This window comes from Sutterella sp. (assembly GCF_030539355.1).
Lineage (GTDB): Bacteria > Pseudomonadota > Gammaproteobacteria > Burkholderiales > Burkholderiaceae_F > Sutterella.
In genome coordinates, this window is record NZ_JAUNSF010000091.1 from 1 (window position 1) to 11,995 (window position 11,995).

The 11,995-nt window shown below is 66.4% G+C and carries 9 protein-coding genes; 3 read left to right on the top strand and 6 right to left on the bottom strand.

Features of this window, described 5'->3' with window-relative positions; translation table 11 throughout:
• Positions 1-77 precede the first annotated feature (77 nt).
• On the top strand, positions 78-836 hold the full coding sequence (locus Q4F91_RS10650) for an SGNH/GDSL hydrolase family protein (RefSeq protein WP_303337528.1): 759 nt from the start codon (positions 78-80) through the stop codon (positions 834-836).
• 66 nt (positions 837-902) lie between these two features.
• The gene (locus Q4F91_RS10655; RefSeq protein ID WP_303337530.1) at positions 903-1,187 is read left to right on the top strand and encodes an AbrB/MazE/SpoVT family DNA-binding domain-containing protein; all 285 of its coding nucleotides are present in this window, start codon (positions 903-905) and stop codon (positions 1,185-1,187) included.
• A gap of 117 nt (positions 1,188-1,304) precedes the next feature.
• Here the strand turns inward: Q4F91_RS10655 and Q4F91_RS10660 are convergent, their stop codons facing one another.
• The 6 genes from Q4F91_RS10660 to Q4F91_RS10685 form a co-directional block, all read right to left on the bottom strand.
• Positions 1,305-2,408: a porin gene (locus tag Q4F91_RS10660; RefSeq protein WP_303337532.1), complete on the bottom strand. Its 1,104-nt coding sequence runs from the start codon at positions 2,406-2,408 to the stop codon at positions 1,305-1,307.
• Between the two features lie 453 nt (positions 2,409-2,861).
• Positions 2,862-4,109, bottom strand: a complete 1,248-nt coding sequence (locus Q4F91_RS10665) for a Wadjet anti-phage system protein JetD domain-containing protein (RefSeq protein WP_303337534.1) — start codon at positions 4,107-4,109, stop codon at positions 2,862-2,864.
• A 13-nt stretch (positions 4,110-4,122) separates the two neighbouring features.
• The gene (locus Q4F91_RS10670) at positions 4,123-7,626 is read right to left on the bottom strand and encodes an ATP-binding protein (protein WP_303337535.1); all 3,504 of its coding nucleotides are present in this window, start codon (positions 7,624-7,626) and stop codon (positions 4,123-4,125) included.
• Entirely contained in the window at positions 7,623-8,444 is an 822-nt protein-coding gene (locus tag Q4F91_RS10675) for a DUF4194 domain-containing protein (protein WP_303337536.1), read from the bottom strand. Before Q4F91_RS10675 ends, Q4F91_RS10670 begins: the two co-directional genes overlap by 4 nt.
• Positions 8,445-8,475: 31 nt before the next feature.
• Positions 8,476-10,050 carry a DUF3375 domain-containing protein gene (locus Q4F91_RS10680; RefSeq protein ID WP_303337537.1) on the bottom strand — a complete coding sequence of 525 codons (1,575 nt, stop codon included), beginning with the start codon at positions 10,048-10,050 and terminating at the stop codon, positions 8,476-8,478.
• 46 nt (positions 10,051-10,096) lie between these two features.
• On the bottom strand, positions 10,097-10,597 hold the full coding sequence (locus Q4F91_RS10685) for a YbaK/EbsC family protein (protein ID WP_303337539.1): 501 nt from the start codon (positions 10,595-10,597) through the stop codon (positions 10,097-10,099).
• Positions 10,598-10,892: 295 nt separating this feature from the next.
• Between Q4F91_RS10685 and Q4F91_RS10690 the strand changes: the two genes are divergently transcribed.
• A complete protein-coding gene (locus tag Q4F91_RS10690; protein ID WP_303337541.1) occupies positions 10,893-11,861 on the top strand; it encodes an ABC transporter substrate-binding protein in 969 nt (322 codons plus the stop codon).
• Positions 11,862-11,995 lie beyond the last annotated feature (134 nt).

The window sequence follows — 11,995 nt, forward strand, 5'->3', positions numbered from 1 at the left end:
CTACCGAAGTAGCTACCGCCTTTCCAACCTACCCACTCGAAACAGCGAAAGGCCGTATTTCCCCAGGGATTTTCCTCATGAAAAAGCTGCTTCTTCTCTCCGTCATGCTCTCTGCGGCCGGTCTCGCCCAGGCCGCCGACCGCATCATGGTGTTCGGCGACTCCAACACATTCGGCTGGCAGTGGACGCCCGAGATGAAGGCGACCCGCCTTGATCCCGCGCGCACCTGGCCCGAGGTGATGGAGCGGGCGCTGAAGGACTCCGGCCTTGACGTGCGCGTCATCACCGAGGGACTCGGCGGCCGCACGACGGACGTGGACGACGCGATCGACGCGGGCAGCGGCATCATCGACGGCGCCGGCATGAACGGGCTCTCGTACCTGCCCGCGGCGCTCTCGAGCCACATGCCGCTTGACCTCGTCATCATCATGCTTGGAACGAACGACTTTCAGGCGCGGCTCCACCGCACGGCGCCCGAGATCGCGGTGTCGCTCGGACGTCTCGCCGCGGTGACGAGGGAGGCGCAGTGGCAGTCGATCACGGACTTCCGCGCGCCGGACGTGCTCATCGTGACGCCGCCGAAGATGGACACGGACGGCGGCCCGCGCGAGGCGGTCTTCAAGGGGGCGAAGGAGAAGTCCGCCGAGCTCGCGAAGTATGCCGAGCCGGTCGTCACCGCCGTCGGCGCTTGGTTCATGGACGCCGCCGACACGGTTCCCTATGCCGGTGCGGCCGACAAGGTCCATCTCACCGAGGCGCAGCATGCCGAGCTCGGTGCGGCGGTGGCCTGTAAGGTAAAGGAGATTCTCGAGGCTCGCAAAAAGTCGTCCGAGTGAGTAAAGTTGCGGGGGGCGGAGAACTTCTTTCCGCCCCCGGACTTTACTTTCAATGAGAGTGATCCCATGACTCAGAGCGTTATTGCCGAGGCCGACGGCTCGGCCCTGCTGCCGCTTCCGCCCGAGGTGCTTGAGAAAATCGGGCTGCGCACCGGCGACACGGTATCCATCACGGTAGAGGGCGACCGCATCGTCCTCAGGAAGGCGGAGGATCAGCAGCACAGGAGTCTTGACGAAATGCTCGCCGAGTACGAGGCGGCCGGCGTCGAGCTCTCCGACGAGGACCGCGAGACGCTTGGCATCACGAAGTCCGCGAAGCCCGCCAAGTCCGCGAAAAAGAAGAAGGGCTGAAAACTGAAAACCTCCGCCCGGCCGTGACCGAACGGAGGTAATCGCATTCTTCAGGCAGATGCAGATCCGAACCCGAAGGAAGACTCAGGACTCCGGGTTCGGGACGTCCGCGTCTTTTTAGAAGTTGTGCAGGATGCCGAAGCCGACCTCGGTGTTCTTGGTCTTGGTGTCCGCAGCGCCCGTCTGCTCGACCGTGCCCTCGCTGTAGGCACCGAAGCCGTAGACGGTCGTGCGCTTGCTGAGGTTGTACGAGTAGCCGATGGCGCCGCCCACGCGGTCGAACTCCTGATCCGCCGTGCCGGCGACCGACTGGGCGTTCTCGGCGTCGGCGTAGGAGGCCTGCGCATAGAGCGTGCCGCCCGCGACCGGCGCGATGACGCCGAGGGTGAGGGTGTAGCCGTCGACGCCCTCGGTGCCGACCGAGGTCGTGAAGTCACCGAACTTGTTCTCGCTCGCGCCGTACTGGGCGAAGCCGTGGAGCTTGAGCACGCCGAAGTCATAGGCGGCGCCCACGGAGATGCCGAGGCTGTCCTCCTGGTTCGTGGTGTTGGTGGCGAGGTGGTTGTTGAGGATCGTGTCGACGACGATGCCGGCGCTGAAGGCGCCCGCCTCATAGTTGGCGCCGATGCCGGCGTAGCGCTTGTTGTTGCGTTCGTTGCCCGCGGCCTCCTGACCGGAGGTCGAGAACGAGTACTGCGCGTAGACCTTGAGGCCGGCGAAGGAAGGCGTCACGTAGGTGACGGTGTTGTCGAAGCGGTCACGGTCCGAGAGGTCGAAGAGCGTCTGTGCGCCGGCCGTGTCGCCCCAGCCAGTGGAGAACGGGGCGTAGTTGTAGATGAACGAGTAGGAGCCGAGGCCCGAGGTGAGGGAGCCGACGCGGCCGAACGCGATCTCGCCGAAGCCGCCGTTCACGTAGACGGTGGCCTGGCGGCCGAAGAGGCGGCCGCCCTGAGCGAGATTGCCGTCGTCGGGGGTGAAGCCGTTCTCGAGAACGAAGCCGACCTTGAGGCCGTTGCCGAGGTCCTCGGTGCCCTTGAGGCCGAAGCGGGAGCCGGCGAACTGGCCGCTCTTCTGCTGGAAGGTGCTTGTGTCGGTGCCGTTGACATCCGTGTTCTGATAGTTGAGGCCGAGATCGACCTTGCCGTAGAGCGTGACCTCGGCGGCGGCAGCGGTGCCGGCAAAGGCGGTGAGAACGGCGAGAGCAGCGAGCGTTTTCTTCATGATCAATGTCTCCTAGAGAGTTGAGGGCAGGTTCTCCGTTGAACCTGAGGGACATTCTTCAGAAGAGTGCGATAAAAAGCAAATTTCCGGGACTCCGCGGGCGCTGATTTCAGGAATATCACGGAGGAGGGTCCTTCATCACACGACCGCCTCCGCTGCCACTGGGTAATACATCAGTCAGTGCATTGATAAATAACAAAATATTACGGATGTTCCACCTAGAGCAGGATTGTTGGATCTGTTCGCCTGAGGGTACATCCATCGGAGAATTGTGCAGTCCGTTGAGGTATTACCCGGTGGCGGCGGATGAGGATGAACAACGTGGTTGTCCAATAAACACAAATTCTCAGGCCCCGGACCGGTCCGGCAGGATCGGGCAGCCTGCCCGGCGCCTCACGAACCATCCCTCATGCCCCGGGGACATGAGGGATCGGGAGTCGGCCCGGAAGGACTTCAGCGCCTGAGCGCCTGTTCGATCGCTGCGTTGATCGCGTCAAGCGGAATGCGCTCCTGCTCGAGGCGCCCGTGGTCCGAGGCGGAGAGCGCCTTGAAGAGCTCGCGCTCGGACTCGGTGAGTCCGTCGGGAACCGTGGGGAAGGGCGACGGCTCCGGGACGGCGAGGTGCTCCCAGTGCCGGAAGGTTTCGCAGTCCATGAGCAGGTTCTCCGTCCTCGGGAACGTCCGGCGGCAGAGCGCGAGGATGTTGAGCCCGTGCGTGTCGAGGTCGCCGAAGTAGAGGATGCGCTTCCCCGTGAGCCAGGGCACGGCCTGAAGGTCGGTGACGCTGCCGCCCATGGCGAGGATGATCGGAATTCCGGCCGGTGCCGTGACCGAGAGCCCGGTCTGGGCGTTCTCGATGATGATCACGGTGTCGGCGGCCGGCTCGTGCGCGGCGATGTGCTCGAGCGGCACTTTGGCATCGACCTCGGGGTCGCCGGTCCAGACCGCGGCGTGGCGGACGTGGACGTAGGCCGAGGGAGACCGCAGACCAGCCTCGCGGATGAAGTCATTCTTCGCCGGGGCGGGAAGGCCCGTGCGCACTTCGCGGACGAGCCCCCAGAGCCCGCTCGTCACGGCGAGATGGCGCTCAAGCCACTTCGTGTCGACGCCCTCGACGGGGATCGCGCGCACGAAGAGACCCGAACCGGGATGCGCGAGGAGCCAGTCGGTGAGGGCAATGAGACGGGATTCTTCCTCGGCGGAAAAATCCTTGGGCCACAGAGAGTCTGAACTTTTGAGGATCCTCACAAGATCGTCAACGGGGTCGCTCTGAGACTTGCCGGGGCCGGCCTCGAGCGCGAAGTGCCGCGCGATCCGGGCGATGCGCCCGACGGCGCCATGCCAGTCGCTTCTCCCCACGCCGCCGGGCCTGAGGGCGGCGCAGAGCGCGGCCGGGGAGGCGACAGTGACGCGCACGGGCAGGGTGTTTTCGCCGATCACCAGGCGCTTCGTTTCCCACTCGACCGTCCAGCCCGGTCGTTCGGCGACGGTCTGCCAGGCGGCGCGCAGGGTTCTCAGCTTCGGGATGTCGGGAATGCCGTCGGCCTTCGTGATGCCGCCCGTGAGCCTCGGAGGGATCTCGACCAGGTCGGCCGCGAGCCCGAGGGCCGTGCGGGCCTCGGCGCGCACCCACTCGGCGGCGTTGCGGGCGAAGCTTCTCGCAAGGAACTGGTCGATCTGATCGGGATGGTGAATCGGCATGGCGCGTCACTCCTCAGCCGAAGAGATCCGGATCGGGTTCCCGGGGTTCCTCGGGTGCCTTTTCCGTCCTGGGCTTCCTGCGGGCCTTGAACTCCGCCGCGGACGCTTCCTCCTCGGGCGGGTTCTCGACATGTTCGGGGACGTAGAGGTCGGAGAAGTCGAGCTTGCTCGCACGGTCGTCGTACCGCACGCACAGGCCGCTCGAGTACATGCGGTCGCGCATCACGACGTAGAAGGCGCCGCCGATGTAGGGCTCGAGCGTCACGACGGACTTCTCGGGCGTGGCGACGATCATCTGGAAGCCGAACCGGTTGAAGATGTTCATCGAGAGGTCGGTGAAGTCGCTGTCGGCCTTGTCGAAGGCCTCGTCGAGAATGACGGGCGCGAAGACCGGGAGCCCCGTTGAGGAGGCGCCGAGCTTGTAGCGGAGTGCCGCCGCGAGGCAGGTCGTGGTGAGCTTCTGGCGCTGGCCGCCCGACTTGCCCGAGCCCGACTCGTAGGTCTCAATGGGCGTCCCTTCGTCGTTCAATTCATACGCGGTGAAGGAGACGTGGTTGCGCACGTCGAGCACGGTCCTGCGCCAGCGCTCCGTCTCGGGGTTCCCGGGGCGGAGCTTCTCGATGAGTCCGGCGATCAGGCTGAACCTTGCCTCGTTTGCCTCCTCGGAGACCTCGTTGAGGGATCCCTGCAGGAGCCGCTCAAGGTCGGCGGCGAACTCCGCCGCCTCGGCGTTCTGCGTCGGCACCACCTTGATGAAGAGGTGCGTGTCGCCCTCGGCGAGCCGCGAGAAGGGGACGGATCTGAGCGAGGCGTTCACCTCGCGCATGCGTTCGTGGATGTCCTTCTTCGCCGTGCGCAGCTCAACATTGAGCTCGGCGAATCCCTGCAGCGACTGTCCGTCGAGGATCCTGCGGAAGTTCGCCTCGTGCTTCGGGAGCCCGTCGGCGATGATCTCGTCGAGGATCGCGAAGAACTCAGGCGCGCTCTCGATCGAGTCGTCTAGATCGGCCTTCGCGGCCTCCCAGCGGGAGAGGTAGAGGGCGAACTGCTTGGTCACATTGCCCTGCGCGACATTGGTCTCGAGGCTCTTCCTGCGCGTCTCCGCGGTGATCGCCTCAAGCGCCGCGCGCTCGAGATCGTCAAGCGCGCTGAGTGTGACGATCACGCTGCCGGATTCCGTGGCGCGGTCCCCGGCCGCGGTGATGCGCTCCTCGACGGGCGCGGGCGAGCGCCCTTCGGCCACGTCGCGCTCCATGCCCGCGAGCCGCGAGCGGATGCGGTCGATGCGCTCGCCGGCCTTTTTGAATTCATTTCTCGCGTCGTTCTCGGCGCTGCGCAGGCGCCCCTCCTCCTCGCGCAGGCGCTCGAGCTCTGCCCGGGCGGCGCCAAGCTTTCGCTCTATCTCCTGAAGCTCCAGGTTCTTCCGACGCATTTCCTCAAGCTCGCCCTCGACGGCGGCGATGCGCCTGCGGCAGCCCTCGGTGTCGATCTCGTCCCAGGTGATGCCGATGAGTTCCTTCGCGGCGTTCCTGCGCTCCACCGCAGCTTCGATCCCGGTGCGCAGCTCCGCGGCACGGCGCTCCATACCGGCGATTTCCTCGCCGAGCGTGCGGGCGCGTTCCTCGAAGAGCGCGAGCTTTTCCTTGTTCGAGAAGCCCGTGACCCAGTTCATCGGGTCGTCGACCCGCGTGCGGTCGTCCTTCTCGTGGCGCTCGGCCGAGTGCTTCACCTGGCCGGCTCTGGTCACGGCCTGGTCGGCGCGGCGGAATTCATCGAGGTTCTCCGCGCAGAGGTAGGAGAAGCGCGCGGCAAGGTCGGCGGCGAGCCACTTCTCCCAGCGCCCCTCAAGGAAGCTGAGCTTCGTCGGGATGCTGCGCGGACGGAAGAAGCCGTCGAAGTCGCGGCGCGGCTCGCGGACACGGTAATAGACGAGGCGGTCGCCGATGTTCCTGGATTCAAGCAGCTCGGTGAAGCGCGGGTAGAGCGCGTCATCGACGAGAATCGAGAGCGCGAATCCGTGGAGCACGCGCTCGATCGCACCCTTCCAGGGAGCCTCGGAGGCCTTCACCTCGATCAATTCGCCCACGAACGGAATCTCCTCCTCGGAGACGCCGAGGTCGCGGGCAAGCGCGGCGCGCAGCTTCAGTTTCCTCGAGGGAATGTTGGAGGGGCGGGCGCGCATCGACTCGATCTCCTCGACGGTCTCGCGGAAGATCCGGGTTTTTTCCTTCACGGCGCCGCCGAGCTCGATCTGTTCCTCCTCGAGGCGCTGCTTCGCGGCCTCCTCCTCGGGCAGGCGCGCCGCGAGGCCGGCCGTGAAGGCGTTCCAGTCGTCGGCGCCGGCGGGGAAGTCGTTCCCGAGCGTCGCGCAGTCCTTGCGCGCGATCGCCTCGCGCTTACCGATCGTGCCGAGCTCGCCCTTGAGCTGCTTGAGATTGAACTCGAGCCGCTCGATGGCGAGACCGCCCGATTCGCTTTTGAGGAGCTGCAGGCTCTGCACGAGAGCATCTGCGGCGTCCCGTCGCTCGATGCCGGCGCGGGCGGCCGCGGCCGCAGACTCGATCGCCCGGGTGAGAGCGGGGAGCTCCTTCTCCTCGAGCCCGAGTTCGGTGCGGCGGCGCCACCAGGGGAGGGCGATGCGCTCGCCGTCAAGGAGCTCGAGCGCATTCCTGCCGGCATTCCAGTCGTGCCAGTGGTTGCGGGCGGCGGCGAGCACGTCGCGCTGCTCGCGGGCGGTCTTCACGGCCGCGTGCGCGTCCTTGAGCGCCTGGAACTCGACGACGAGTCTTTCCGACGTGTCGATCGTCGGCGGCTCCTCGAGCATGAAGTTCCTGAGGAACGTGTTGAGGTCGCCGAGGTTCTTCGCTGACTGCGCCTTGGCGAGAAGCCTGAGCACCTCCTTGTCCTCGATGCCGAAGCGCTCGCAGAAGGCGTCCTTGTAGGCGTTGAAGGTCGTGAAGAAGCTGTGCTCCGGGAGCCGCGCCTTGAGCCAGCGCCAGTCGAATCCGGAGTTCTTGAAGCCCGAGAAGTCCTCGGTGTTGAAGCTGTACGCGCCCTTGATGATGAAGTACTGCCGGTTGACCGCGGCCTCCTCGTTCGAGCTCTTCCTGATTGCCGCGACGAGCATCAGCGTGACGACGTCGCCGGTGAGGTTCCCGAGGGTGAGCGCGGCGGCCGAGAAGGTCGCCTTCGGGCGCAGGTACTGCACCTTCGTGCGGGTGACGCCGGTGGCGTCCGTGTCGGTCTGGTTCGACCAGGCGCCGCGGACGTAGGTGAGGAGGCTCCTGTCGCCGCGGCGCTGCTCGCCCTCGCGCGCCGCCGCGTTGTAGGCGGGGTTGGGGAAGAGGAGCGTGATCATCGCGTCGAGCAGCGTCGACTTGCCCGACCCCGAGGCGCCCACGAAGAGGAAGCCCTTCTCGGAGACGGGAATGTCGTGGATATTCGAGAAAGTGCCCCAGTTGAAGACCTGCAGGCGCGAGATGCGCCACTGGTCAAGCTCCAGCGTGTCCATTGTCATCGTGCCTCACCGTCATTTTCATCCGCAGCCGTTTCATCCATCGCGTCCTCCTCATCGGCGGCGTCATCGGAGTCCTCGACGGCCGCAGGTGCCTCCGGGGTCTCCTCGACGCCAGCGGCAGCGTCGCCGAGCTTCTCAAGGAGCCTCGCGTGCTCCTCGGGGGAACTCGCCTCGCGCAGCACCCGCCGAACGTAGGTCGCGCGCAGTTCGTCGAGCGCGGCCGCGGGGAAGAGGAGCGGCAGCACGGGGGAGACCTCCATCGCGTCCTCGCTCTTGAGCGTGAGCAGGAACTTCCGCTCGGTGAAGCGCGCGAGGATGCCGGCGAGGTGGCGCTCGAGGAGCGGATCGTCCTGCTGCGCCCGGGTGTCGTAGACGCGCAGGAGATCGCGGAATTCGGTCTTCGTGATGACGGCGCGCTCGCCGCGGCTCTTCGCCTGCATGAGCTTGCTCCTCAGTTCAAGGAGCATCGCGGAGTCGAGGAACCTGAGCCGCACGGTGTTGAGGAGCGACGGCGCTGTGTGGTCGCCGAGGTCGGGACGGCGGCAGAACGCGATCCCGAGGCCGTCGTCGATGAAGAGGTCAAGGTAGAGGTCCGAGAGGCGGGAGCGGATCACCGTCTCGCTCCGTCTCAGCTCGTCCCAGAGCTTCGCGCTGCGGGAGCGCTCGAAGTAGGGACCCTTGAGCAGGTGCACGAGCACCTGGCGTGTCGCGGCGGGCAGCGTGCCCGTGTCGCCCGCGTAGAGCTCATGCACGGTGTCCGGGGTCTCGGAATCCTCGGCGGGGATCTGCCCGTTCCTCAGGGCGGCGGTGTCTGACATTCGGTTGCTCCGGGGGGAAATTCTGTGGGTTTCAGCGCCAGCGGCTCGACTCGCGCATCCGCTCGAGACTCTTCATCGTGAACCAGTAGAGCGGGATTCTCGCATGGCGTTCCGACCCGAGCCGGTCGGTCCAGCCGAGTGTCTCCTCGACAGCCGGGAGCGGCTCGGGAATCTCCCACGCGTCCGAGCCCTTCCTCGTCACGCGGGGCGGCTCGGCGGGAAGCAGCTCCGAGGGCATGCCCGGGCCGCCCGGCTCGCCGTGTTTCGTGGCGAGTGCGAGCAGACCCACGACCGAGCCGAGGCCCTGCTGAATCTCGAGCGAAGAGTAGACCTCGCCGATCGAGACGCGCTCAGGCGCCCCGGGTGCGGTGAGGCGGGCCTCGACCGCGCGCATGAGCGCCGGTGTGTTGATCTCGGCGGCGAGAATGCGCTCGAGGACCGAGAGGGCGTTCACGTCGCTCGCTTGAGCAAGCCCGATCTCGTCCTCCATGAAGGTCTCCTCGGGGTCGTCAAGCTCGTACTGGTCGATCGATCGGATCTCGGCCGAGGAGAGCGTGAAGTCGATGAAGCTCTCCTTCATGCCCGCGCGCTTCCGGGTTTCGAGGGCGGCCGTGCGGGCCTGCTGGATGAGGGCGCCGAGACGGTGCTCCTCGGCATAGGCGCGGGTTCTGACGAACTCACGCAGCGCCTTGGCGAGCGACGTCATCACGGTGTGCGTGTTCCTCGCGCGCGCGAGGAGCCTGCGCTGGAGGTTGCTGATGCGGTCGCGCTCGGACGGAGCGAGCGCGTCGTAGAAGCTGCGGCCGGCGAGGCGCTCGAGCGCGGCCTCAAGCTCCTGGCTCTCGCGGTTGTCGGTCAAGAGCCTATAGAAAGCCTCGAAGGCGCGGCCGGCCTCGCTCTCCGAGATGCCGTTCACGCCGTCGAAGAAACTGTCGAGAATGACGCCGCGGGAGGCGGCGCTTCTCAGAATGCGCTCGCGGAACTCGTGCGAGAGGCGCTCGAACTCCTCGCGGACGCGCCGGAAATCGGCCTCAAGCTCCCCGACGAGGTCGAGGATGTCGATCACGCGGTCAAGCGCCGCCGTCTCGGAGATCGAAGGACTGCGGCCCTCGCGGATGTCGTTGATTTCCTCGTCGATGCGGGCCTTCTCGGCTTCGAGCTGCGCGATGCGGCTCTTGCTCTCCGGGTCGGAGTCGGCGGCGAGGCGCTCGATGGCATGCGTGACGAGCTCAAGACGGCTCTCCGACGGGCCCGTGCGGCGGCTCTGGAAACGCGCGAGCGCGCGGATGGCCTCCTGGCCCGCGCTCGTGAGCTCGTAGGTCTCCTCGTTTCTGCCCTCGACGAGGCGCAGCGTGAGGTATCCCTCCCGGATCCAGTCGCCCGCGAGGACGCGGGCCTGCTCGCGGCTCATCGGCCGGTCGTTCACCTCCTGCTCGGCCGCCACGAGTCGCTCGAGGAAGACCGAGGCCGGAACCTCGCGCTCCTCGCCGCAGAGCAGCGCCTCGAGGATCGCGAGGGTCTCGGGCGCCGTGTCCGCGGCGAGCAGCTTCCAGACCGGGCCCTGGCGAAGCAAGCGGTACTGTGCAGCCTGGGCGCGGATTGTCATGGAAGGGCTCCTGTGCAGGAAAGAAAGGAATCAGGAGCCTTAAAGCTTACCCTACGGCGGGATTCGTCGCCGCCGGCGCGGCGGGCGGCCTTGTCACATCGACCCAGCCTTTGTAGTCAGTCGCGCGCTCCATCTCATCGGGCGTGAGCTCCGCGCCGCTCGTGCCGTCGCCGCAGGCGGGCCAGACGGTCTCGTAGGCCTTGAGCGAGACGTCGAGCCACACCGGGACGCCTTCCTTCACGCCGAAGGGGCAGACGCCGCCCGGGGCGTGGCCGACCAGGTCCTCGACCTCGGCGGGGGCGATGAAGTGGGGCTTGAAGTGGAAGGTGCGCTTGAACTTGCCTCCGTCAAGGCGCCGGTCGCCGGCGGCGACGACGAGGACGGGGCCGTCGGGGCCGATGATCGCCATCGTCTTGGCGATGCGCTCGGGTTCGACGCCGATCGCCTCGGCGGCGAGCTCGACGGTGGAGGAGGGCTTTTCAAAGCGATGGACGCGGTCGCCGAAACCGCGCGCCGTGAGCCAGTCCCTGACTGCTTCATGTGACATCGGGTGAGCCTCTAAAGGAAAAGTTGCCTTGAGTTTTGGAATAGGAAAGGTCTGCGTCCAATATTAGCCGCCGGGCGGCCGTCTCCCACGTGCGTCACAAGGCAATACCTCAAGCCGGGTGAATGCCGCGAACCCGCGCCGGGAGCGGGAAGTCGCCCCGCGGGTTGTTTCCGGACGGAAGGGCGGCCGCTTCTTATTTGGCTAGAATCAGCCGACGTTGCCCTGAGAAGTCCTTTCCCCCCGGAGGCGGACAGAGCACACAGATCAAGCCAACATTTTTTCGTCCGAGTAGTCAATGACCACGTTCTCCCGTTTCCTCTCGAGAAAGCTCCTCCCCGCCGCGGTCTGCGCCGCCGCCCTCGTCTCCATGGGCGCCGAGGCCGCCGCGCTGCGCATCGCGACGCTTCCCGCGTCCGACTCCATTCTTCTCTTCGCCGCCGAGAGCGAGGGGCACTTCAAGAAGCAGGGTCTCGAGATCGAACTCATTCCCTTCAAGAGCGCCATTGAGATCGGCGCCGCCATGCGCGCGGGCGAGCTCCAGGGCCACTACGCCGACATCATGAACGTGCTCTCGCAGAATGCCACGGGCGTGCCGCAGCAGATCGTCGCCACGACGACGATGGCCGGTAACGAGCAGAGGAACTTCGCGCTCCTCACGTCCCCGAAGGCGAGCGAGCGCATCAAGTCGATCGAGGATCTGAAGAAGGCCGGCGGCACCGAGACCGCGATGAGCTCGGCGACGATCATCGACTACCTCCTCACGCGCGTCGAGGAGACGGAGAAGCTTTCCGCCGACGTCTTCAAGAAGACCGAGATCAAGCAGATCCCGATCCGTCTGCAGCTGCTTCTCGCGAGCAAGATGGACACGGCGCTTCTGCCCGAGCCGCTCGCCACCGTCGTGGAGTCGAAGGGCGGCCGCGCGATCTGGGACGACCGCTCGCTCGCCGAGCCCCTAGCCGTCGTGGCGCTTCGCCGTGACGCGATCACGCCCGAGACCGTGAAGGCTTTCCGCGCCGCGCTCTCCGACGCCGCCCGCTCGATCGAGGCCGATCCCGAGAAGTTCCGCAAGCTCATGGTCGAGAAGCGCCTGCTGCCGCCGCCCGCCGCGCCGCGCTATCCGATGCCGCGCTACACGATCTTCTCGAAGGACGCGCTGCTGCCGCTGCCCACCGAGGCCGACATCGCCCGCGTCGGCAACTGGATGGTCGGCAAGGACATGCTGAAGAGCGTCCCCACCGCCGAGGAAGTCGTGGTGAAGCCGTAACCGGCCCGCTCTTCACAGCCTGATCCACGGGAGACCGCGGCAAGCCCCTTCAGACATGAGGCGGGGCTGCCGCGGTCTTGTTTTGAGCGCGCAGTAGATTGACGCAACAGGAGGGGAGTGACGCAGAGAAGCGC